The organism is Paracoccus sanguinis (genome assembly GCF_900106665.1).
Classification (GTDB): Bacteria; Pseudomonadota; Alphaproteobacteria; order Rhodobacterales; family Rhodobacteraceae; genus Paracoccus; species Paracoccus panacisoli.
Genome location: NZ_FNNA01000004.1, coordinates 1 through 21,343, shown reverse-complemented (window position 1 = coordinate 21,343; position 21,343 = coordinate 1). Strand labels below are relative to the sequence as shown.

Annotated in this window: 21 protein-coding genes; 18 read left to right on the top strand and 3 right to left on the bottom strand. The window is 70.7% G+C overall.

Annotated elements, in window-relative coordinates:
* Window positions 1-476: 476 nt before the first annotated feature.
* Both BLW17_RS12970 and BLW17_RS12965 read left to right on the top strand, forming a co-directional pair.
* Window positions 477-1,481, top strand: a complete 1,005-nt coding sequence (locus tag BLW17_RS12970; protein WP_052176448.1) for a VOC family protein — start codon at window positions 477-479, stop codon at window positions 1,479-1,481.
* Window positions 1,482-1,761: 280 nt separating this feature from the next.
* Window positions 1,762-3,519, top strand: a complete 1,758-nt coding sequence (locus BLW17_RS12965; protein ID WP_036734917.1) for an FAD-dependent monooxygenase — start codon at window positions 1,762-1,764, stop codon at window positions 3,517-3,519.
* A gap of 160 nt (window positions 3,520-3,679) precedes the next feature.
* Here the strand turns inward: BLW17_RS12965 and BLW17_RS12960 are convergent, their stop codons facing one another.
* From BLW17_RS12960 to BLW17_RS12950, 3 genes are all read right to left on the bottom strand, one after another.
* Window positions 3,680-5,629, bottom strand: coding sequence for a TRAP transporter large permease subunit (locus tag BLW17_RS12960; RefSeq protein ID WP_081969183.1), 1,950 nt, complete (start codon window positions 5,627-5,629; stop codon window positions 3,680-3,682).
* Between the two features lie 89 nt (window positions 5,630-5,718).
* Window positions 5,719-6,765, bottom strand: coding sequence for a C4-dicarboxylate TRAP transporter substrate-binding protein (locus tag BLW17_RS12955; protein WP_036734919.1), 1,047 nt, complete (start codon window positions 6,763-6,765; stop codon window positions 5,719-5,721).
* 160 nt (window positions 6,766-6,925) lie between these two features.
* Entirely contained in the window at window positions 6,926-7,138 is a 213-nt protein-coding gene (locus tag BLW17_RS12950; RefSeq protein ID WP_036734920.1) for an FAD-dependent monooxygenase, read from the bottom strand.
* Between BLW17_RS12950 and BLW17_RS18840 the strand changes: the two genes are divergently transcribed.
* From BLW17_RS18840 to BLW17_RS12875, 16 genes are all read left to right on the top strand, one after another.
* Window positions 7,139-7,273, top strand: a complete 135-nt coding sequence (locus tag BLW17_RS18840) for a hypothetical protein (RefSeq protein ID WP_280141338.1) — start codon at window positions 7,139-7,141, stop codon at window positions 7,271-7,273.
* A gap of 150 nt (window positions 7,274-7,423) precedes the next feature.
* Window positions 7,424-8,122, top strand: a complete 699-nt coding sequence (locus BLW17_RS12945) for a GntR family transcriptional regulator (RefSeq protein WP_036734922.1) — start codon at window positions 7,424-7,426, stop codon at window positions 8,120-8,122.
* Window positions 8,123-8,215: 93 nt separating this feature from the next.
* Window positions 8,216-9,058, top strand: a complete 843-nt coding sequence (locus BLW17_RS12940; RefSeq protein ID WP_231572816.1) for a fumarylacetoacetate hydrolase family protein — start codon at window positions 8,216-8,218, stop codon at window positions 9,056-9,058.
* Window positions 9,055-9,873, top strand: a complete 819-nt coding sequence (locus tag BLW17_RS12935) for a VOC family protein (RefSeq protein ID WP_052176499.1) — start codon at window positions 9,055-9,057, stop codon at window positions 9,871-9,873. Before BLW17_RS12940 ends, BLW17_RS12935 begins: the two co-directional genes overlap by 4 nt.
* A complete protein-coding gene (locus tag BLW17_RS12930) occupies window positions 9,870-10,241 on the top strand; it encodes a nuclear transport factor 2 family protein (RefSeq protein ID WP_139306016.1) in 372 nt (123 codons plus the stop codon). The genes BLW17_RS12935 and BLW17_RS12930 overlap by 4 nt, the downstream gene beginning before the upstream one ends.
* Window positions 10,242-10,291: 50 nt before the next feature.
* On the top strand, window positions 10,292-11,089 hold the full coding sequence (locus BLW17_RS12925) for an SDR family NAD(P)-dependent oxidoreductase (RefSeq protein ID WP_036734928.1): 798 nt from the start codon (window positions 10,292-10,294) through the stop codon (window positions 11,087-11,089).
* 1 nt (window position 11,090) lies between these two features.
* The gene (locus tag BLW17_RS12920) at window positions 11,091-11,663 is read left to right on the top strand and encodes an NADPH-dependent FMN reductase (RefSeq protein WP_036702920.1); all 573 of its coding nucleotides are present in this window, start codon (window positions 11,091-11,093) and stop codon (window positions 11,661-11,663) included.
* Between the two features lie 212 nt (window positions 11,664-11,875).
* Window positions 11,876-12,214, top strand: a complete 339-nt coding sequence (locus tag BLW17_RS12915; protein ID WP_052176500.1) for a potassium channel family protein — start codon at window positions 11,876-11,878, stop codon at window positions 12,212-12,214.
* On the top strand, window positions 12,211-13,434 hold the full coding sequence (locus BLW17_RS12910; protein ID WP_036734930.1) for a chloride channel protein: 1,224 nt from the start codon (window positions 12,211-12,213) through the stop codon (window positions 13,432-13,434). The genes BLW17_RS12915 and BLW17_RS12910 overlap by 4 nt, the downstream gene beginning before the upstream one ends.
* A gap of 448 nt (window positions 13,435-13,882) precedes the next feature.
* Window positions 13,883-14,743 (top strand): siderophore ABC transporter substrate-binding protein, encoded by an 861-nt coding sequence (locus BLW17_RS12905; RefSeq protein ID WP_244507333.1) that lies wholly within the window; start codon window positions 13,883-13,885, stop codon window positions 14,741-14,743.
* Window positions 14,740-15,696, top strand: coding sequence for an ABC transporter permease (locus BLW17_RS12900; RefSeq protein ID WP_036734936.1), 957 nt, complete (start codon window positions 14,740-14,742; stop codon window positions 15,694-15,696). The genes BLW17_RS12905 and BLW17_RS12900 overlap by 4 nt, the downstream gene beginning before the upstream one ends.
* Window positions 15,689-16,645, top strand: coding sequence for an iron chelate uptake ABC transporter family permease subunit (locus tag BLW17_RS12895; protein ID WP_036734939.1), 957 nt, complete (start codon window positions 15,689-15,691; stop codon window positions 16,643-16,645). The genes BLW17_RS12900 and BLW17_RS12895 overlap by 8 nt, the downstream gene beginning before the upstream one ends.
* Window positions 16,642-17,475 carry an iron ABC transporter ATP-binding protein gene (locus BLW17_RS12890; RefSeq protein WP_083388376.1) on the top strand — a complete coding sequence of 278 codons (834 nt, stop codon included), beginning with the start codon at window positions 16,642-16,644 and terminating at the stop codon, window positions 17,473-17,475. The genes BLW17_RS12895 and BLW17_RS12890 overlap by 4 nt, the downstream gene beginning before the upstream one ends.
* A 7-nt stretch (window positions 17,476-17,482) precedes the next feature.
* The gene (locus tag BLW17_RS12885; protein ID WP_036736789.1) at window positions 17,483-17,776 is read left to right on the top strand and encodes a DUF2218 domain-containing protein; all 294 of its coding nucleotides are present in this window, start codon (window positions 17,483-17,485) and stop codon (window positions 17,774-17,776) included.
* A complete protein-coding gene (locus tag BLW17_RS12880; protein ID WP_052176665.1) occupies window positions 17,766-18,863 on the top strand; it encodes an alpha-hydroxy acid oxidase in 1,098 nt (365 codons plus the stop codon). Before BLW17_RS12885 ends, BLW17_RS12880 begins: the two co-directional genes overlap by 11 nt.
* A gap of 202 nt (window positions 18,864-19,065) precedes the next feature.
* On the top strand, window positions 19,066-21,222 hold the full coding sequence (locus BLW17_RS12875) for a TonB-dependent receptor (RefSeq protein ID WP_074826782.1): 2,157 nt from the start codon (window positions 19,066-19,068) through the stop codon (window positions 21,220-21,222).
* Window positions 21,223-21,343 lie beyond the last annotated feature (121 nt).

Genomic DNA, 21,343 nt, shown 5'->3' with positions numbered 1-21,343 from the left:
GGCGCGGACCGGCGCCGTCCATGCGGAGCTTGTGAGCCTCAGCGGGGCACTTTCGGCGTCGATGTGGCAGGTGATCGGCACTGCCCCGAGTCACCGCAGCGCCCACCCAGCGCGCCCGGCACGCCGCCAACTCCTCGGGCGCAGCCCGGGTGTCAGAGCGGCGACGTCACGCCCCGCACTGAAGGCCACAGGGACGATGCGAGCCGCGATGAGCGCCTCGTGATTCGCTGGTCCGGCCCTGCCGTGGCCGAGCCGGGAAGGGTCCGACCCACGGCGGATGGAAGATGTAGAATCTATTGCGCCATACGACGAAGCAATATATTTTCGATAATAAGGTGGAGGAGCGTAGGATCCCCGGCACGAATCTCGACGCGGGGCACCCCCGCCGAGACCGCCGAACCGACCGCCGCGAGACCTGCGACCTGCCCATGGCGGATCCGTGACCGCCGCCTGCCACATCAGAGGAGGACACGCCCATGACGGCCATCACCGGAAAGGTGGCGATCACCAAGCGCCCGGGCGAGCTCGGGATCCATTCGATGGACACCTTCAGCATGATGGTGCCCGACCTGAAGGTCGCCGAGCATTTCTATCGCTCCTTCGGGCTCGACGTCCGCGAGGAGGGCCAGGGCCTCGGCATCTATACCTTCGGGTCGGACCACCGCTGGGTCAGCCTCGACGAGGGGCCGCGCAAGAAGCTGAACCACCTCAGCTTCGCGGTCTTCGAAGAGGATTTCGACCCCATCCGCCGCCGGATCGAGGCGAACGGCGTCCGCATCATGGACGCGCCCCGCGCCTCTGGCCGCGATTCCAACGGCTTCTGGATCCAGGACCCGTTCGGGATGTCGGTCGAGATCAAGATCGCCGAAAAGACCTCGCCGGATGCCAAGGTCGACTTCCTCACCACCTCGTGCGAGGCCGGACGGATGGGGTCCGTGTCCCGGTCGCGCGCCCCGAAGGTCGAGCCGCGGCGGCTGGCGCATCTGCTGGTGTTCACCCCGTCGGTGCCGGATTCGCTGACCTTCTATGCGCGCAACCTCGGGCTGCGGCTTTCGGACCGCTCGGGTGACGGCATCTGCTTCATGCACGGCATCCACGGCTCGGACCACCACCTCATCGCCTTTGCGAAATCCTCAGCGCCGGGGCTGCATCATGTCTCGTGGGACGTGGGCGGGATCAACGAGATCGGGCTCGGCGCCTCGCAGATGGCCGACAAGGGCTATCAGAAGGGCTGGGGGCTCGGCCGCCACGTCCTCGGGTCGAACTACTTCCACTACGTGAAGGACCCGTGGGGCAGCTACTCGGAATACTCCGCCGACATCGACTATATCCCCGTCACCCAGGACTGGGAGGCGGGCGACTATCCGCCCGAGGACGGGATATACCTCTGGGGGCCCGAGATGCCGAGCGATTTCGTCCACAACTACGAGGCCGCGGACGCCGACGCCGTGACCCCCGGCGCGGCAGCGGGCGCTGTCTGACCCAGGCGCCGTCTGACCCAGGCGCCGTCTGACCCCGACGCTGTCTGACCCGGGCGCTGGCGCGCGCGGCGGTGCGGCCGTCGTGACGCTGCCGGCCCGCGCAATCTGACCGGGCCGACCCTGCCCCACCGACTGTCCGGGGCACCGCCCGGACACGGGCGCCCCCGCAGGGCGCCCGACGCCTTCCTGTTGCCCCGCCCCTGCCCCCCCTGCCCCACGACGGCACGGCGGCGGGCGGGCAGCGACAGGCACGATTGTCCATTCAAGGAGGAGCCCCGGAATGAACCAACCCATCGAAACCGATGTGCTGATCGTCGGCAGCGGCCCGGCCGGGTCGTCCTCGGCGGCGCTGCTCAGCAGCTACGGCATCCGCAACATCATGATCAACCGGCATGGCTGGCTGGCCGACACGCCGCGCGCCCACATCACCAACCAGCGCACGATGGAGGTGCTGCGCGACCTCGGGCTCGAGGAGGAGGCCGTCTCGGTCTCGAGCGTGCAGCACCAGATGGCGAACTGCGTCTTCTGCTACAGCCTCGCGGGCGAGGAATTCGGGCGGCTGCTGGCCTGGGGCAACCATCCGCAGCGGCGCGCGGACTATGAGCTCTCGAGCCCGACCGAGATGTGCGACATCCCCCAGACCTACATGGAGCCGATCCTGTTCAAGGCGGCGGGCGCCCGTGGCACCTCGATCCGCATGAACACCATCTTCCGCAGCCTGACGCAGGATGCGGAGGGCGTGACGGCGACGGTGACCGACCGCACCTCGGGCACCGACTACCAGATCCGGGCGAAGTACCTGATCGGTGCCGACGGCGCGCGCAGCGACGTGGCGAAGGCGATCGACCTGCCGATGGAGGGCAAGACCGGCCTTTCGGCCAGCACCAACGTCATCTTCGAGGCCGATCTGACCAGATATGTCGCGCACCGGCCCAGCGTCCTCTACTGGCTGCAGCAGCCTGGCTCGAACGTCGGCGGCATCGGCGCCAGCGTGCTGCGGATGGTGCGGCCCTGGACGGAATGGCAGTCGATCTGGGGCGTCGATCTCGACAAGGTCGAGACGAACATCACGAAGGAAGAGGCCGAGGCGACGCTGCGCCAGCTGATCGGCGACCCGGACATCCCGATCCGGGTCAAGTCGACCGCGGTCTGGACCGTCAACAACATGTACGCGCGCGACTATGCGGTCGGCCGGGTGTTCTGCATGGGCGATGCGGTCCACCGCCACCCGCCGCTGAACGGGCTGGGGTCGAACACCTGCATCCAGGACGCCTTCAACCTGTGCTGGAAGCTGGCGATGGTGCTGAAGGGGCAGGCGGCGCCGTCGCTGCTCGACAGCTATTCCATCGAGCGCCAGCCGGTGGGCCAACAGATCGTGACCCGCGCGAACAAGAGCGCCGAGGACTATCCGCCGCTCTTCGATGCGATCGGAATCCTCGGCTCGGACGACCCCGATGCGTTGCGCCAGCGGATCGAGGACCGCAAGGCCCCGACCCCCGAGGGGAAGGCGCGTCGCCGCCGCATCCACGCGGCGGTGCAGCAGAAGAACTATGAGTTCAACACCCACGGCGTCGAGATGGGGGAGCGCTACCGCAACTCGCCCGCCATCGTTACCGATGGGCAGCCCGAACCCGACTACACCCGCGACCCCGAGCTGTATTACCACCCGACCACCTGGCCGGGCGCGCGCCTGCCGCACGTCTGGGTCGAGCGCGACGGGGCGCGGGTCTCGACCCTCGATCTGTGCGGGCACGGGCAGTTCACCCTGCTGACCGGGATCGGCGGCGAGGCGTGGCACGAGGCCGCCCGCGCGACCCCGGGCGCCTATGGGATCGAGCTGCCCTGCCTGACCATCGGCCCCTCGGGATCGGATGCGATGGACATCTTCGGCGACTGGTTCCGTGCCGCCGAGATCGAGGAGGACGGCGCCATCCTCGTGCGCCCCGACCACCATGTCGCCTGGCGGGCGCCGTCCACCCGCGCCACCGCGACCGAGGATCTGAAGGCCGTCATGGGACGCATCCTCGGCCGCGCCTGAGGCGGGCGGCGCCCTTCGAAAATGGCATGACCCGGCCGGCAGACCTGCCGGCCGGGTTCTTTCGTCGCCGTTCGTTGCCCGCGCCCGCCCCTGCAAAGATACGGAAAGGCCGCCGTCGATCCCGCCGGCGGCCTTAGCCTCGCCCGTTTGAGGCGCCGCGCTACAGCACGACCGTCACCACACCCGGCACCAGCAGGCAGATCACGATCAGCAGCGCCATCGCCGCCACATAGGGCATCACCCCGGCGAACACGTCCTGCAGCGTCACGAGGTCGCCGACCGTGCTCTTCACCACGAACACGCTGATGCCGAAGGGCGGTGTCAGCAGCCCCATCTCGACCGCGATCACGGTGATGATGCCGAACCAGATCAGCACGTCGGGGCCGATGACGCCGGTGCCGAGCTGGACCACCAGCGGCATCACGATGGGCACGGCGATCACGATGATCGAGGTCGAATCGAGGAACATCCCCATGATGATGACGACCAGCAGGAAGAGCAGGATCACCCCCCAGAAGCCGAAGCCCGAGGCAACGGCGGCATCGACCATGACCGCCGGCACCGTGGACATGACCAGCGCCTTGGTCAGCACGCTGGCCGCGATGACCAGCGACAGGACCGCGACGGTGATCTGCCCCGTCTCGCGCAGGACGTTCCACAGCGCGGCGCGCGTCAGCTTGCGCCGCAGAAGCGTGACGATCATCGTCGCAAAGGCGCCGACCGCGCCGGCCTGCGTGGGCGTGAACCAGCCGAGATAGATGCCGCCAAGGACGATCGTCACCAGCACCGCGATCGGCAGCAGCCGCCGCGCCGACGAGACCAGCGTCTCGGGCTCGAGATCATCGTTGCCGGCCGGGCGGCCGACGAAATCGGGCCGGAACTTCGCCAGCAGCAGGATCGTCACGCAGAAGATCACCGCCATCAGCAGGCCGGGCACGAAGGCGGCGAGAAACAGCTTGCCGACCGAGGTCTCCGTCACGAAGCCGTAGATGATGAGCAGCAGGCTCGGCGGGATCATCATCCCCAGGACCGACGACCCGGCCACGGTGCCGGTGGCGAAGCGCGGGGTGTAGCCATGCGCGATCATCTGCGGCACCGCCACGCGCGAGAAGATCGCCGACGAGGCGATCGAGATGCCGGTGACCGCGGCAAAGACCGCGTTGGCGACGACGGTGGCGATCCCGAGCCCGCCCAGCAGCTTGCGCGTCCACCAGGCCGCCACTCGATAGGCGTCGCGGCCGATGTCCGAGATGTCGGTGAACAGGCCCATCAGCACGAACAGCGGCACCACGCCGAAGTCGAACTTGTTGATCGTCCCGGTGGCCGAGGTCCGAAACGAGTTGAGCGCCACCATCGGGTTGTCGCGGATCAGCCAGATGGCGATGACGCCCACGACCGACAGGACCACCGCGACGTGCATCCCGGCCATCAGCAGGGCGAGCAGAAAGACGATGGACAGGATGCCGAGCGTCACCCGGCCAAGATCGCCGGTCGCCACGACCAGCACCGCCACGGCAAAGACCGCGATCCCCGCCAGCACCAGCGTCAGGTACCGGCCGCGGCCGCGGGCCAGCATCCCCGGCAGGCCGCGCACCACGTCCGCGACCTCGAGCAGGAACTGCGCGGTCAGCGCCGCGCTGCCGACGAAGGTCAGGAACTTGAAGGGCCAGGTCGGCAGGGTGAAGATCCCCATCGTCCCGAAATAGTCGCCCCCCCGCCGGGCCGCGGCGAAGTCGCCCCAGAGCGCCCAGGTCAGCGCCCCGAAAAGCAGCCCGCCCACCGCCAGGAACAGCGCATTGAGCAGCGCGGCCGCCGCCGGGTCGGCCTTCTGCAACGGCGCGAACAGAAAGTCGGCGCGGGTCAGCCGGCCATGCCCCAGCGCATGGGCGAGTTGCAGGAAGACGACCGGGACGATGGTCTCCTCGACCAGCTCTACCACGCCGTAGATCGGGCGCGAAAACAGCGCGAGCCCGGCGACATCGGCACAGATCAGCAGCATCGCCACGAAGATCCATATCGTGCCCAACGCCGACAAGGCGCCGGTGACATGGTGAAAGGCGCGGTTCGCCGCGCTTTCGGCGGCGATCGGTCCGTCGTCGGATTGCAGCATGGGCTCTCTCTCCCTCCCCCTCGTGCCAGCCGGTGGTGCCAGAGGCCGGCCGGGGCCGCGCGGCGGCGGCCCGGCCGGCGACGGGACGCTCAGTTCAGGGTCCAGTCGCGGGCGGGCGTGCCGCCGGCGGCGCGGATCGCGGCCATGTAGGCGTCGAGCAGGGCCTTGCCCTCGGGCAACTTCGCGCCCCAGCTCGCGGCCAGGTCCGGCAGCGCATCGACCCATTTCTGGCGCTCAGCCGGGTCCAGCGTCGTCAGCGTCACCTTGGGATCGGCGCGCAGCTCGGCCAGGATGGCGTCGTAACGCTCCTTGAGGATGGCCGCGTTGCGGGCGCCGTATTCCGGCCCGAGGTCGGTCAACACCTGCTTCACGTCGTCGGGCAGGCCGTCCCAGACATCCTTGTTGACGCCGAACCCGCCGATGTAGTTGGCGCCCGCGCCGACCAGCGTGACATAGGGCGCGACCTCCTGGATCTTCAGCGGGTGGGCGCCGCTGACGATCGAGATCACGCCGTCGGCCACGCCCGTCTCGATCTGGTTGTAATAGGTCGGCAGCGCGCCGTTCACCGGCACCGCGCCGATCGCGGCCATCCACGGTCCGGTCGGACCGGGGGCGAGGATCTTCTTGCCGCGCAGGTCCGCGAGCGTCGTGACCGGGAACTTGGTGTAGAGGTGATAGGTGTCCGCCCCCGTCGCGCCGAGGAAATGGACGTTGTTCTGTTCCCATTCCGCCTGCAGCGCCGGGATCTGGTGATAGAGCGTGTTGAAGACGTCGATCAGCAGCCCCGGATCGTCGGTCGTGAAGGGGGTGAAATAGGTGACGTTGCTGTAGGGCATCTTCGCCTCTTCCCACAGCGCGCCGATCCAGCCGGAATCGGTGATCCCGTCGCCCACCGCCTCGAGCGTGTCGCTGAAGTTGTAAAGCGCGCCGCCGTAGGATTCGGTCCAGGTGACGCGGTTCTCGGACCCCATCGCCTCGAGCCGCTTGTTGGTCTCGGTGACGATCACCTCATGCAGCGGCGCGACCCAGGGGATCTGGATGCCGTGGCTGGAGGAGATGGTCAGGGGAATGTCCTCGGCCCAGGCGGCGGGTGCGGCCAGAAGGGCGAGGGTCGCAAGGGTCGTTGAGCGCAACATCGGGCGTCCTTTCGGTGAAGGGTCAGGGAGTGCCGGGCGATGCCCAGGCACGGGTCGAGGGCGAGAGCGGCGCTGCAGGGGCGAGGGCGCGGTCAGGTCACGCTGGCGCCCGCCAGCCGCCACGTGCGCCGCGCCCGGGCCACGAGCGCGGCGGGGGAGTTCATGCCACGGCTTGATCGTGACGAAGGGCCACGGCGCCGAGATCGCGGAACACCGCGCGCGGTTCGCGGATGTGCGCGCGGGGCGTGTGGGCAATGGTCTCGAATTTGGTGACGGTGATCGCGGCGACCTGCTCACGTGCGAGAAGGGCGGTGAGGGTCAGGCCCGCAGGACCGGCGCCGATGACTGGAACATCCGTGGTCTCGATGCGCATATGATCCTCCCTCATCAGATGCTGTCGATGGTCGTGTTCTCTGGGGCGGACGATCCGTTCCGCGGGCTCGGCGAGCCGGGGATTGCGCCGGGGTCGGCCTCCCTGCCCTCCCCCGCGACCGATTCGTGCCTCTAATAACGAATATGCGGTCAATATTCGAAAATAAAGCGGCGCATATGATCCGCGTCGCGCAGGCCACAAATATTCGAAAGTTGATCGCGTTCACGAAGCGATGTGCTATGGCAAATCAAAGCGAGCCCTCACGCGTGGCAAGGAGCCCCGATCATGATCATGACGTCCCGACCCTCCGGCGAGACCCGGACCCTGATGGCGTCGGTCTATGACCGGCTGCGCAGCGACATCGTCGATGGCGAGCTGCGGCCCGGCGCGCGGCTGCGGTTCGAAGAGCTGAAAGAGGGGTATGGCGTCGGCCTGTCGCCGCTGCGCGAGGCGCTGACGCGGCTTGCGGCCGAAAAGCTGGTCATCCTCGAGGAGCACAAGGGCTTCCGGGTCGCGCCGATCTCGCGTTCGGACCTGCGCGACCTGCTGATGATGCGGCAGGAGATCGAGGGGCTGGGCATCCGCCGGTCGATCGAGCGCGGCGACGACGCCTGGGAGGGGGCGATCGTCGCGGCGATCCACGCACTCGGCAAGCGCGGCAGCCTGACCGACGACGGCCGGATCGACCCCGAGTGGGAGCTGCGGCACCGGGTGTTCCACGACAGCCTCGTGGCGGCGTGCGACTCGCCGCGGCTGCTGCTGTTCCACCAGCAGCTCACCGACCATGCCGACCGCTACCGGCGGCTGTCGCACCACTACCCTGCCGCCGGGCGGGACCATCTGTCCGAACACGTCGCCCTGTCCGAGGCGGTGGTCAATCGCCAGGCCGCGCTGGCCGATGAGCTGATCCGCGCCCATCTGGCGCGCACCGTCGAGATCCTCCTCGCGGACGACGATCTTCAGGAAAGTGGAATGGACGCCTGATTTTCGAAAATCCATTGCCTCTTCGCTGATTCTCCGGTATGACTGGGTTGCACAAGGCGCGACTCGGTCATTCAGGAGGACGACATGCGGGTGATGAGCTATCGGAAAGGGGCGGACACCGGTCTCGCGGTGGCGCGGGGCGACGGCTGGGCGGACCTGGGCGCCGCGGACCTGCTGGCGGTGCTGGCCGGCGACCACGCCGGGGCAGCGGACACCGCGCCCGAACTCGACCTTGCCGGCGTCACGCCCGCGCTGCCGCTGGCGCGGCCGGGCAAGATCATCTGCGTCGGGCTGAACTACGCCGACCACACGGCGGAATCGCCCTACGAGCAGCCGAACTATCCGACGCTCTTTCCGCGCTTCACCACCAGTCTGATCCCGGACGGCGCGCCGATCGTGCGGCCGCGCGTCTCGCAGGACCTCGATTTCGAAGGCGAGGTCGTGGCGATCATCGGCAAGGCCGGGCGCCACATCGCGCGCGACAAGGCGCTTGAGCACGTCGCCGGCTATTCGATCTTCAACGACGGCTCGCTGCGGGACTATCAGTTCAAGTCGCCCCAGTGGACGGTCGGCAAGAACTTCGACAACACCGGCGCCTTCGGCCCGGTCGTCGTGTCCGCCGACGCCCTGCCGCCGGGCGCCAGGGGGCTGCGGCTTCAGACCCGCCTGAACGGCGAGGTCATGCAGGACGCCAACACCGACGACATGATCTATCCGGTGGACGAGCTGATCGCCATCATCTCCGAGGCGATCACGCTTGAGCCGGGCGACCTGATCGTGACCGGCACGCCGGCCGGCATCGGCATGGCCCGCGACCCCAAGCGCTACATGAAGCCCGGCGACGTCATCGAGGTCGTGGTCGAGGGCATCGGCGTGCTGCGCAACCCCGTCGAGGAGTCAGCGATCTGGAGGGCGCGGTCGAGGATACGCGCATGATCGCCGGCGCGGCGCTGGTCGACAGCACACCCGATCGCGCCCTGATGTCGTCGAACGCGCGCCATGCCGAGCTGATCCTGCACCGCGCGGCGGCCTCGTCGCTGCATTCGATCGGGTTGGAGGCGCTCGATCCCAAGCACGTGGACGAGGTCGCGCGGCGGGCCGAGGCGGCCGGGCTGCGCGTGATCTCTGACCAGCCCTCGCTGCCGGTGATCGAGCGGGCGGTGCGGGTGGCGTTCCCCGAGGGCCATGTGATCGAGGTCCATACCCCGATGCCGCGCGACCGCGCCCCGCGCTACGCCGGGCCGGGCATCCATCCGCGCTATCTCGACCACGCCAACATGACCGCCGTCGACCCCGAGACCTCGGCCCGGCTGATGATCGAGGTGCTGGGGCTCAAGCTCTCGGAACGGACCGAGGGGTGGGAGCTTGCCTGGATGCGCGCCGGCGACGGGCGCCACCACACCCTGGCCTTCGCCAAGTCGGCGGTCGGCGGCGGGCTGCACCACTACAGCTGGGAGTTCGCGGATTTCGCCGATTTCAAGCGGCTGGGCGACGTGCTGGACGCGCAGGACCGGACCCTCGTGTGGGGACCGGGGCGGCACGGCGCGGGCGACAACATCTTCGCCTATTACGTCGATGCGGCGGGCTTTCTCGTCGAGACCACGGCCGAGATGGAGATCATCGCCGATCCCGACTTCCAGCCCCGGATCGTCGATCCGGGCGAGAACCTTTCGAACTACCGCGTCGTCAACCGCTGGGGCCAGCTGCCGTCCGAGGCGTGGCTGGCGCATTACAACCCGTGTGCGGCGTGACACCCCCGGACATCGCCGCGCTCGAGGCGCAGCGCTACGCGGCGATGCTGGCGGGCGACGTGGACCGGCTGCGCGTGCTCTTGTCCGAGCGGCTGCACTACAGCCACTCGCTGGGTGATCAGGACAGCCGGGACAGCCTGCTGGCCCGGATCGGGGCCGGCGACATCATCTATCACGAGGTCACGGCGCCCGTCGCCTGGACCGAGCGGCTGGCCGATGCGGTGCTGCTGGGCGGCCGGATGACCGCGCGGGCGACCGTATCGGGCGTCCCGCGCAGCATCGACAACGCCTTCCTCGCCGTCTGGGCGATCGAGGATGACGGCCACTGGCGGCTCATCGCCTATCAGCCGACGCCGCTGCCGCACTGACGCTGCCCGAGGTTTCGGGCGGCCAGAGTTTTCAGGGGGGAGAGAGATCGATGGATCTGGGGCTGAACGGCCGGATCGCCGTCGTCGTCGGCGGCAGCAAGGGGATCGGCAAGGGCGCCGCCCGGGCGCTCGCCGCCGAGGGATGCGCGCTGTTCCTTCTGGCGCGCGACGCGGCCGGGCTTGAGGCGACGGCGCGCGAGATCGCCGCTGAGTTCGGCGTCCCGGTGACGCCCATCGCCTGCGACGTCGCCGATGCCGCGTCGGTCCGCAGGGCCGCGGCCGAGGTGGCGGCCGCCGCGCCGCGCATCAACATCCTCGTCACCAGCGTCGGCACGGCGATCCGCCGCCAGGACCGCACGATCACCTGGGACGACGCCGACTGGCAGGCCGACATCGAGATCAAGGTCACCGGCGTCCTGCGGGTGATCCGCGAGTTCGAGGCGATGCTGGCCGAGGACGGATCGGGCCGGATCGTCAACGTGACCGGCGCGTCGGGGATGATGGCCTGGATGCCGGCCCTGAACTACGGCATGAACAACGCCGCCGTCATCCACGCCACGCGCTATCTGGCCGCCGACCTCGCGGGCCGCCAGATCACCGTCAACACCGTGGTGCCGGGGATCGTCGGCACCGAGTGGCGGCAGGGCTGGGCCGGGGGCATGGCCGGCGACCAGCCGCCCGAGGACTGGCTGCGCGAATTCTGCGGCGGCAAGGGCATCCTCGCCCGCCGTTGGGCGCGGGTCGAGGAAATCGGCGATGCCATTGCCTTTCTTGCCTCGGCGCGGGCGGGCTATATCACCGGCACGCAGCTCGTCGTCGATGGCGGGCTGACCGCGAACGTGAGGTAACATGCTGAGACTGCAAATCATCGTCGGCAGCGTCCGACAGGGCCGGGGCGGGCTGTCGGTCGCCGAGTGGTTCGAGGAGATCGCCCGCCGCGATGCCCGGTTCGAGGTCGAGCGGGTCGATCTGGCCGAGCTGAAGCTGCCGCTGATGGACGAGCCGAACCACCCGCGGCTACAGCGCTATACCCACGACCACACGAAGCGGTTCAGCGAGATCATCGCCCGTGGCGATGCCTATGTCTTCGTGACGACCGAATACAATTATGCCCTGCCGGGGGCGCTGAAGAACGCGCTCGACTATCTGAGCGTCGAATGGGCCGGCAAGCCGATGTGTGCGGTGGCCTACGGCGGCATTTCCGGGGCCGCGCGCGCGGTCGAGGATCTGCGCCGGGTGGCCGTCGCGCTCAAGATGATCCCGCTGGTGCAGGGGGTCGTGTGCCCGCTCTATGCCGGGCAGCGCGACGCCGAGGGGCGCTTTCACGGCAACGAGGTGCAAACGGCCGCGGCCCACGAGACGCTGGACACGCTCGCCGATTTCGGCGCCCTGCTGAAGACGCGCCGTCTCGCCGCGGGGTGAGAGGGCGATCCGGCCCGTGGCGGAGGCGCTGCGGCCGGTCCGACGGTCGCGGCGCCCCCCCACGGGCAGTCTCGGTCCGGCCGCGGCCGCTGATGGGCGGAGAGGACAGCGCCCCCTCGGCGCGTCACCCGTGAGGCGCCGCAAGGGATCGGAGCTTCCCGGCGGGACGGGCTTGATGGAAGATGGATCACAGGTCGGCATAGGTGCGCAGGATGGCATCGAAGGGCTCGCGTCACGGCGTCCGCCACGGGCTCGCGGGGCTGCGGTTTGCCTTCGCCGATCCCACGGTGCGCAGCCTTCCGGGTCTCATCCCGGGACTGATCGCGTTCGGCGCGGTGGTCTATCACTGGATCGAGGGGTGGCGGCTGCTCGCCGCGGCCTGTTTTTTGGCCATCACGCTGGCCACGGTCGGCCATGGCGATTTCGCGCCGCGCACGGACGCGGGCAAGCTCTTCACCATCGGGTTCATGCTGGTCGGGATCGGGCTCTTCGTCGCGCTGGTCAGCGCGGTAGCCGAGCGCATCATCACCTTCCGCAGGACGACGCCTTGACCCTGCGGCGGGCGCTTCTCGCCGGGGGGTACGGTGCGGTGGCGGGCGGCGTGACCGCGATCGTGTTCCGCGCCATGCAGGCGCTGACGAACGTGATCTGGGGCAGCGAGACGACACCGCACAGCGCCACGACGGTGTTCGGCACCATCATGCTCGGCGGGGCGCTGATCGCCCTTTTGCGCTGGGTCGAGACCCGGCTGGCGGGCGGGGCGCCCCCGTCGCCCGACAGCTTCGGCGAGCAGCTCGAGGCCGCCGCCACCCTGCCGGTCGATCATCTGCGCCAGGGTCTGATGGTCGGGCTTGCCGCGACGCTGGCCGTCGCCTTCGGCGGGGCCGTCGGGCCCGAGGCAGGCCTCGTCGCGGTGGCCACCGAACTGTCCGCGCTGGTCGCGGCGCTGATGGCGCGGGATGCCGACGAGCGCCGGCTGATCGGCGCGGCCGGGGCGGCGGGCGCGCTTGGCGGGTTCTACGCGTCGCCGCCGGCCGGGGCCTTCCTGGCCGAGAGCCCCGGCCCCGAGGATCGGTTGCCGCGCGCGCTGGTCTTCCTCGCCAGCGTCGCGGGTCTGGCGGGCTTCGTCCTCGTCCTGCAGATGCTGCCGGGGGGTGAGGGGCATCTGGTCGTGGCGCTGCCGGATTACACCCCCTCACGCACCGCAACCGAGCTGCTGGCGGTCGTCCCGCCCGCGTTGGGCGGGGGGCTGGTCGGCCTCGTCTTCGTCACCATCCTGCCGAGGCTCAGGGCGGGGCTCGAGACGCTGGGCGGCCCCGTCACGCAGACCCTGGCCGGGACGCTGGCCTTTGCCGCGCTGGCGGCGCTGTGGCCCGAGCTGCGGTTTTCGGGGCATCACCAGATCGGCGCGATGCTTGAGTGGGGTGCGCAGGCAGGGCCCGGTCCCCTGGCCATGCTCGCAGGGCTGAAGGTGCTAGCGCTGTCGCTCTGCCTCGCCGCAGGCTGGCGCGGCGGGGCCATCTTTCCGCTGCTGTTCGCAGGCGCGGCGGCCGGCGCCGCGGTGGCCGCGGCCATCCCGCTTGAGGCGCCCGTGTCGGCCGGACTGCTCGCTGGGGTGACGGCGGCGGCGACGCTGGGGATGGGCAGGCCGGTGGCCGCGGTGCTGATCGTGGCGTTCCTCGTCAGCCCCACAGCCATCGGTCCGCTGTCAGTAGGCGCTTTGATCGGGGTCGCCCTCGCCCGGCTCGGGCCCCCGCCGACGCTTCACTGAAGCGGCGGTCGCCCAACCTGCCCGGGACGGGCACCGCATCCCCCGAGCGCGTCCGGCAGGTGACATCCGATCCGCCGACCGCGCGCGACGCGGAAATCACCGGGCCGCAGGCCGGCGCTAGTCGGTCCTCTCGTGGACGATCTTGGCGGACGGACGGAACGCTAGACCAGAAGCCTTACCCTGCCGGTGCAGCGCCCGTCCAGCACGGGCCTTCGAAGAGCTGCCGCTTCCTCCCAGGAGTGCCGACATCAACGTGAAACTTTGACGGCGGATGCGCTCACGCAGGTCCGGCGCGCCCCGCTTCATAGCACTACTAAATCAGTCAACATTATTGACCCCTGCCGCGCCGGCGTCTAATCCGGCCCCGCGTGAAGCCTGAAGCCACACGCTGTGCTCAGGAAAGGACACGCTCATGCGAATGCTATTTTCGGCCGGATTCGCGGCCCTGTTGGCCTCCACCGCCGTTGCCGCCGAGGTGCGGATCGACACCGCCCAGGGTGCGGTCTCGCTGCCCGAGGCACCGGCGAAGGTCGCGGTGCTCGACCTCGGGGCGGCCGACACCATGATGGCGCTCGGCGTGACGCCGCGGGCGGTGCCGGACAAGCTCTACATCGATCACCTGCAGCCGCTGGCCCAAGGCGCCGAGCCCGTCGGCACCTTGCAGGAGCCGAACCTCGAGAAGCTGGCCGAGGTCGGGCCCGACCTCATCGTCGTCGCCAACCGCTCGGCCGTGAAGAGGGACGCGGTGGCGCAGGTCGCCCCGGCCATCGACATGACCGTGGATGGCGCGCGGCTCATCGACGACGCCAAGGCGCGGCTCACCGCATTTGCCACGCTCTTCGGGAAACAGGCCGAGGGCGAGGCGCTGCTGGCCACGCTGGACGGCAAGCTGGCCGCCGTGCGCGCGGCGGGCAAGGACAAGGGCCGCGCGCTCGTGGTCCTGACCAACGGGCCGAAGATGTCGGCCTATGGCGAGGGCTCGCGCTTCGGCTGGCTTTACGACGTGACCGGGCTGCCGCAGGTCGGGGTCGCGCTGGACGCCTCGGCCAACCACGGCGACGCCATCAGCCACGAGTTCATCGCGCAGGCGAACCCCGACTGGCTCTTCGTGCTGGACCGGGGCGCCGCGATCGGCGCGGACGAGCCGTCGGCGCAGGCGACGCTGGACAATGAGCTGGTGCGCCGCACCAACGCCTGGAAGAACGGCAACGTCGTCTATCTGCCCGCCGACAACGTCTATCTGGCGCCCGGCGGCTACACCGCGCTGTCCGAAACGCTGGATGCCCTGACCGCCGCGCTGGCCGGATGACGGCCCGCCCGCTCGGCCTGGCGCTGGCGCTGGCGGCGCTGACGCTGGCCAGCCTGGGCCTCGGCGCGGCGCGCATCGACCTGCGCGACGCGGCGGGGGGCGGCTGGACGATGCTCGTGCTGATGGAATCGCGGCTGCCGCGGACGCTCGCCGTGCTGCTGTCCGGGGCGGCACTGGCAGTCGCGGGCGTCGTGATCCAGAGCCTCGTGCGGAACCGCTTCGTCGGTCCCGATACGGCGGGCACGGGCGAGAGCGCGGCGCTGGGGCTGCTCGGCGTCACTCTGATCGCCCCCGGCGCGCCGATCTGGGTCAAGATGGTGGCGGCCAGCCTGGCGGCCATGGCGGGCACGGCGCTGTTTCTGGCCATCATCCGCCGCCTGCCGGTGCGCGAGGTCATGCTGGTCCCCATCGCCGGCCTGATCCTGTCGGGCATCATCGGCAGCGTCGTGACCTCGATCGCGTGGGAGGCGGACCTGCTGCAGTTCGTCGGCACCTGGCTGATGTCGGGAGAGTTCTCGGGCGTCATCGCCGGCCGCTACGAGCTGCTGTGGGTCGCGGGGGCTGCGGCGGCGCTGGCCTGGTTCGCGGCCGACCGCTTCGCGATCCTGTCGCTGGGCGATCAGGTGGCGACGGGGCTCGGGCTCTCGTCGCGGGGCGTGATGCGGCTGGGGATGGTGGTCGTGTCGGTCGTCTCGGCGATGGTGGTGACCACGGTCGGGATGATCCCCTTCGTCGGGCTGGTGGTCCCGAACATCGTCGCGCGGGTGATGGGCGACAACCTGCGCGCCTCGATCCCGGTGGTGGCGGCCGGGGGCGCGGGGCTGCTGCTGGCCTGCGACCTGATCGGCCGCAGCGTGCGCTACCCCTACGAGATCCCGGTCGGGACCATCCTCGGCATCGTCGGCTCGGCGATCTTCCTGTGGCTTCTCTACCGGCCGGCCGCGCATGGATAGGGCGGCCGCGATCCTGATCGGCACGCTGCTGGGGCTGCTGGCGGCGTCCTCGCTGATCTGGATGTTCCAGGGGATCGGCGGCGGCAACCGCGGCTTCATCCTGCATCTGCGCGCAACGAAGCTGGCCGGGCTGGTGGTGGTCGGCGCGGCCATCGGCATCGCCACGGTGCTGTTCCAGACGGTCGCCGCCAACCGGGTGCTGACGCCCGCGATCATGGGCTTCGACGCGCTCTACGTGCTGCTGCAGACCGGGCTCGTCGCGGCGCTCGGCGTCGCGGGCTTCGCCGGGCTGCCGGGTGGCGCCAAGTTCCTGGCCGAGGTCGCGATCATGTCGCTGCTGGCGGCGGTGCTGTTCGGCACGCTGCTGGGGCGGGGGGCGCGCGACATCCCGCGCACCATCCTGACCGGGGTGATCCTCGGCGTGCTGTTCCGCTCGCTCTCGTCCTTCCTGGCCCGCGTCATGGACCCCAACGCCTTCGCCGTGGTGCAGGCCGCGAGCTTCGCCAGCTTCGGCCGGATCGATGCCACGCTGCTGCCGATGGCCGGCGCGATCGCGGCCGCCTGCGTCGCGGCGGCGCTGTGGCTGGCGCCGCGTCTCGACGTGCTGGCGCTGGGGCGCGAGGCTGCGGTGCCGCTGGGCCTGCGGTTCGAGCGCTTCGTGCTGGTGACGCTGGGGCTGGTGGGGATGCTGGTCGCGGTGTCGACGGCGCTGGTCGGGCCCGTGGCCTTCTTCGGGCTGCTGGTGGCGGGCCTCGCCCACGGCCTCGCGCCTGCGTCGCGCCACGCGGTGCTGCTGCCGGCGGCCGGGCTGATCGGGGCGCTGATCCTCGTCGCCGGCCAGACCCTGTTCGAGCGCCTGATGGGCCAGACCGCGACGCTGTCGGTCGTGGTCGAATTCGCCGGCGGCATCTTCTTCCTGTTCCTGCTGCTGAAAGGACGCGCGCGATGATCGTGATCGAGGGGGTGAACCACCGCATCGGCGCCGCGCCGATCCTCAAGGACATAGACCTGACGCTGCCGCGCGGCAAGCTGATCGCACTGATCGGGCCGAACGGCGCGGGCAAGTCCACGCTGCTGCGCCTCGTCGCCCGGCTCGAGCCCTTGCAATGCGGCCGGATCGGGATCGACGGGCTGGACCTCGCCACGACGCCCACCGAGCGGCTGGCGCGGGTCATGGCGGTCATGGGCCAGCAGACCCACATCGCCAGCCGGCTGCGCGTGGCCGAGCTGGTGGGCTTCGGGCGCTGGCCGCATCACCGCGGCCGCCCCCGCCCCGCCGACCGCGCGGCGGTTGACGACGCGCTGGCGGCCTTTGGCCTGACGCCGCTCGCCCACCGCTTCCTCGACGAGATTTCCGGCGGGCAGGCGCAGCGCGCGCATCTGGCGATGACCTTCGCGCAGGGGACCGACTGGCTGCTGCTGGACGAGCCGCTGAACAACCTCGACATGGCCCATTCCCGCGCGCTGATGGCGCGGCTGGCGGACCTCGTGCGCGGCAGCGGCCGCAGCGTCGTCACGGTCGTGCATGAGGTCAACTACGCCGCCGCCTGGGCCGACCACATCGTGGCCATGAAGGACGGCCGCATCGTCGCCGAAGGCGCGCCCGAGGCCGTGCTGACCGAGCCGATGCTCTCTGCCCTCTACGACACGCCGGTCGAGGTCGCGCGCCACGACGACCGGCCGCTGGTGCTGCACCACCACTGGCACGACGACCTGGGCGCGCCCTTCCCCACCGCGGGCGACACGCGCCCCCACCTTCCCCGCCCCCATCTGCACTGAGGCTTCCATGATCTCGACCGCGCGCTACCCCACCCCGAATGCATCGAAGTACGTCCAGCAACTCGCCAAGCACTTCGCCCACAAGATCGAGGTCCGCTCGGACGCGGACTCGGCCGATTTCACTGTGCAGGCGGGTCGCGTGCGTCTGACGGCCGAGGACGGCGCCTTCGTGGCGCGGGTCGAGGCCGAGGATGCGAAGGGCCTGATCGACGCCCGCTACGTCATCGACAAGCATCTGGTGATCTTCGCCTTCCGCGAGGGCTTCACGGGCCTCGACTGGCAGATCGCGGATGCCGCCTGAGGGGCTGCCGCCGACGCTCGCCGACTATCGTCGCGCCGCCGAGGCCGTGCTGCGCGCGGATGTCACCGCCTGGGTCATGGGCGGCGCGGGTGACGAGCGGACGCTGCGCCGCAACGAGGCCGCCTTTGACGCGCTGCCGCTGCTGCCGCGCGTGCTGCGCGATGTGGGCTGTTGCGACACCACGCTGACGCTGCTGGGGACGCGGCTCGACCACCCGATCCTCGTCGCGCCGGTCGCCTGGCAGCGGCTCGTCCACCCTGATGCCGAGCGCGCGATGGCCGCGGGCGCCACGGCGCAGGGCGCGCGCATGGTGCTGAGCGCGCAGGCCACGACCTCGCTGGCCGCGGCGCGGGCGGCGGGCGCGCTCTGCGACTGGTTCCAGCTCTACTGGCTGGGGCGGGAGGCGACGCTGACGCTCGCCCGCCGCGCCGCCGAGGCGGGCTGTGCGGCGCTGGTCCTGACCGTGGACGCGCCGGTGGCGGGCCAGCGCCTGCGCGAGTTGCGGGCCGGCTTCGCGCTGCCCGCGGGGATCGAGGCGGTGAACCTCGCCGGTCTGCCGCGGCAGGGCGTGACCTTCGACGCCCTCACCGCCGCCGCGCCGCGATGGGCGGATCTCGCCTGGCTCTGCGCCGCCGCGCCGTTGCCGATGCTGGTCAAGGGCATCCTGCACCCCGACGACGCGGTCCACGCGATCGGCGCGGGCGCGGCCGGGATCGTCGTCTCGAACCACGGCGGCCGGGTGCTGGACGGCCTGCCCGCCAGCATCGAGGCGCTGCCCGCCGTCGCGGCCGCGGTGGCGGGGCGCGTCCCGGTGCTGGTGGACGGCGGCATCCGGTCCGGGGCCGACGTGCAGCGGGCGCTCGCCCGCGGGGCCGACGCGGTGATGGTGGGGCGGCCGCTGGTCTGGGGACTGGCCGCGGCGGGGGCGACGGGCGTCGCCCATGTCCTGCGCCTTTTGCGCGACGAGCTGCGGATCGCCATGGCCCTGACCGGCTGCGCGCGGCTGTCCGACATCGCCCCGGCGTTGATTTTCGGCCATAATCAGGGAGAAAGCCGGTTGACTCCGGGTTCCCTAGCAAATTACTAGGGCATTAGCCAGTCCGACGCCCCTCACGGCGCGTGCAAGCCTTTCCCCCTGCACGAAACCGAGAGAGAGGCCGCCGATGCCCCCGATTTCCCCTTCCTCCCTTCGACCCCTCCTGTGCGGCGCGGGCGCGTCCTTCGGCGCCCTCGTCGCGACCGGCATACCGCACCCTGCGCTGGCGCAGGACGGCGCCGCGGCCGAGCCCATGCCCGACGGCGTGGTGCAGCTGGACACGGTCGTCCTGACCGCCTCGGACGAGGCGTCCCTCAACACCAACGCGGCTAACACCGGCATCGCCCGCCTGCCCGGCACCGTGCGCGAGACGCCCAAGGTCGTGACCGTGGTCCCGGCCGAGATCATCCCCCAGCAGGCCGCCACCACCCTGCAGGAGGCGCTGCGGAACGTGCCCGGCATCACGCTCTCGACCGGCGAGGGGCGGGGCGGCTCGTCCGGCGACCAGTTCCGCATCCGCGGCCTTGCGGCGCAGGGGGACGTCTATCAGGACGGCCTGCGCGACTTCGGCGTCTATACCCGCGACAGCTTCAACACCGAGGGCGTGCAGGTCATCAAGGGACCGTCCGGCGACAGCTTCGGCGTCGGCAACCTCGGCGGCCTGATCAACCAGCAGCGCAAGAAAGCCGGGCTCGAGGCGTTCAGCGAGCTTCAGGGCAGCGCCAGCACCGGCGCCACGCAGCGCCTGCAGTACGACACCAATCGCGTCATCGGCGACACCGAGGCGCTGCGCCTGAACGTGATGGTCCAGAACGGCGAGGCGGCCGACCGCGACCGCGTGACCGACGACCGGCTGGGCCTCACGGTGGATTACGGCCGCGGGCTCGGCACCGGGACGCAGTGGCATCTGGGCTATTCCTATCTGCGCAACCGCGGTGTGCCGGACATGGGCCAGCCGATGGGCGAGGCCGCGGACGGACGCCTGCGTCCGCTGCTCGAGTTCGACGTGCCGGGATATGACCGCGACATCTCCTACGTCCGCAGCACCGACCGCGACGACGCGGATGTCCACATGGTGACCTGGTCCCTCACGCATGAGCTGGACGGCGGCTGGACCCTGTCGAACGACACCCGCGTGACCCGCTACGCGCGCGATTTCTCGGCCACCAACCCCGCGCTCTGCGATGCGGCCTGCGTCGCGGGGCTGCGGGCGGGGATCGACCAGCCCCTCCGCTACGGCGCGGGCGGCGGCATGACCTATGACCAGCAGGGCTGGGGCGTCCAGAACGTGACCACGCTGAAGGGCGAGGCGGTGACCGGGGGCATCCGGCATCAGGTCACCGCGGGGCTCGACCTGTCATGGCAGATCGACCACCGCCGCCGCGGCGCGTGGCTTGTCGCCCGGCCCGAGGGCACGATCCTCGACCCGGTGTTCGACGCCCGCGACGCCGTCTTCGCGTGGGACGACCGCGACAGCACCGCCAAGGCGCTGAACGCCGGGCTGTTCCTTGCGGACCGGATGCACTTCGGCGACCAGGTCTCGGTCCTCGCCAGCGCCCGTGCGGACTGGTTCGAAAGCTCGTTCGACGGCACGCTGATCGGCGGGACCTCGCCCGTCAGCGGCAGCATCGACGGCTTCGAGATCAGCCCCTCGCTGAGCCTGATCTGGGAACCCACGCCCGACCGCATGGCCTATCTGACCTTCGCGCGGACCTATCGCCCGCTGGGGACCGACATCGCCGCCGCCGCCAACGCCTTCGAGACCGAGGTGCCGGCCAGCGACCGCGACTTCGCGCCCGAGCGGTCCGACCTGATCGAGCTGGGCGGCAAGATCGACGTGCTGGACCACCGGCTGGGCCTGACGGCGGCGCTGTTCCAGATCGACAAGAGAAACTCGTTCGACCGCGACCCGACCACGGGCGAGATCACGCCGGGCTTCAGCGCCAACGGCGAGAACCGCCGCATCCGCGGCCTCGAGCTGGGCGCCTCGGGCGAGGTCGCGCCGGGCGTGGACCTGCTGCTGGCCTACTCGAACCTCGACGGCGAGATCACCGGCGGGCGCGGCGCCGACGCGGCGAAGGTGGGCCGCGATGCGCCGGGCGTGCCGCGCCATAACCTCGCCCTCTGGGCCAGCCATGCCCGCCCCGTCGGCACCGGCGGCGGCGAGGTCACGGTCGCGGGCGGGGTCCGCTATGCCTCGGACTACTGGTCCGACAGCGCCAACGCCGCCCGCATCCCCGAGACCGTCTCGGTCGACATGATGCTGGCCTACGAGCAGGACAACTGGCGGGTGGCGCTGAACGGCACCAACCTGACCGATCACCGGAACTACGCCTCGGCCTTCAGCGGCAGCCGGGTCGAGCCCGAGGCCGGGCGCGTCTTCACGCTCAGCCTGTCGCAGCGGTTCTGACCCTGCGCGGGGCGGCCGACCGGGCCGCCCCCCCCCCCCCCCCCCCCCCCCCCCGCCCCCCCCCCCCCCCCCCCCCCCCCCCCCCCCCCCCCCCCCCCCCCCCCCCCCCCCCCCCCCCCCG

Bases quoted from the DNA above. Each gene is read 5' to 3' on its own strand.
- BLW17_RS12970 (WP_052176448.1), top strand. From the start codon at position 477: ATGACGGCCATCACCGGAAAGGTGGCGATCACCAAGCGCCCGGGCGAG.
- BLW17_RS12965 (WP_036734917.1), top strand. From the start codon at position 1,762: ATGAACCAACCCATCGAAACCGATGTGCTGATCGTCGGCAGCGGCCCG.
- BLW17_RS12960 (WP_081969183.1), bottom strand. From the start codon at position 5,629: ATGCTGCAATCCGACGACGGACCGATCGCCGCCGAAAGCGCGGCGAAC.
- BLW17_RS12955 (WP_036734919.1), bottom strand. From the start codon at position 6,765: ATGTTGCGCTCAACGACCCTTGCGACCCTCGCCCTTCTGGCCGCACCC.
- BLW17_RS12950 (WP_036734920.1), bottom strand. From the start codon at position 7,138: ATGCGCATCGAGACCACGGATGTTCCAGTCATCGGCGCCGGTCCTGCG.
- BLW17_RS18840 (WP_280141338.1), top strand. From the start codon at position 7,139: ATGATCCTCCCTCATCAGATGCTGTCGATGGTCGTGTTCTCTGGGGCG.
- BLW17_RS12945 (WP_036734922.1), top strand. From the start codon at position 7,424: ATGATCATGACGTCCCGACCCTCCGGCGAGACCCGGACCCTGATGGCG.
- BLW17_RS12940 (WP_231572816.1), top strand. From the start codon at position 8,216: ATGAGCTATCGGAAAGGGGCGGACACCGGTCTCGCGGTGGCGCGGGGC.
- BLW17_RS12935 (WP_052176499.1), top strand. From the start codon at position 9,055: ATGATCGCCGGCGCGGCGCTGGTCGACAGCACACCCGATCGCGCCCTG.
- BLW17_RS12925 (WP_036734928.1), top strand. From the start codon at position 10,292: ATGGATCTGGGGCTGAACGGCCGGATCGCCGTCGTCGTCGGCGGCAGC.
- BLW17_RS12920 (WP_036702920.1), top strand. From the start codon at position 11,091: ATGCTGAGACTGCAAATCATCGTCGGCAGCGTCCGACAGGGCCGGGGC.
- BLW17_RS12915 (WP_052176500.1), top strand. From the start codon at position 11,876: ATGGCATCGAAGGGCTCGCGTCACGGCGTCCGCCACGGGCTCGCGGGG.
- BLW17_RS12900 (WP_036734936.1), top strand. From the start codon at position 14,740: ATGACGGCCCGCCCGCTCGGCCTGGCGCTGGCGCTGGCGGCGCTGACG.
- BLW17_RS12895 (WP_036734939.1), top strand. From the start codon at position 15,689: ATGGATAGGGCGGCCGCGATCCTGATCGGCACGCTGCTGGGGCTGCTG.
- BLW17_RS12890 (WP_083388376.1), top strand. From the start codon at position 16,642: ATGATCGTGATCGAGGGGGTGAACCACCGCATCGGCGCCGCGCCGATC.
- BLW17_RS12885 (WP_036736789.1), top strand. From the start codon at position 17,483: ATGATCTCGACCGCGCGCTACCCCACCCCGAATGCATCGAAGTACGTC.
- BLW17_RS12880 (WP_052176665.1), top strand. From the start codon at position 17,766: ATGCCGCCTGAGGGGCTGCCGCCGACGCTCGCCGACTATCGTCGCGCC.
- BLW17_RS12875 (WP_074826782.1), top strand. From the start codon at position 19,066: ATGCCCGACGGCGTGGTGCAGCTGGACACGGTCGTCCTGACCGCCTCG.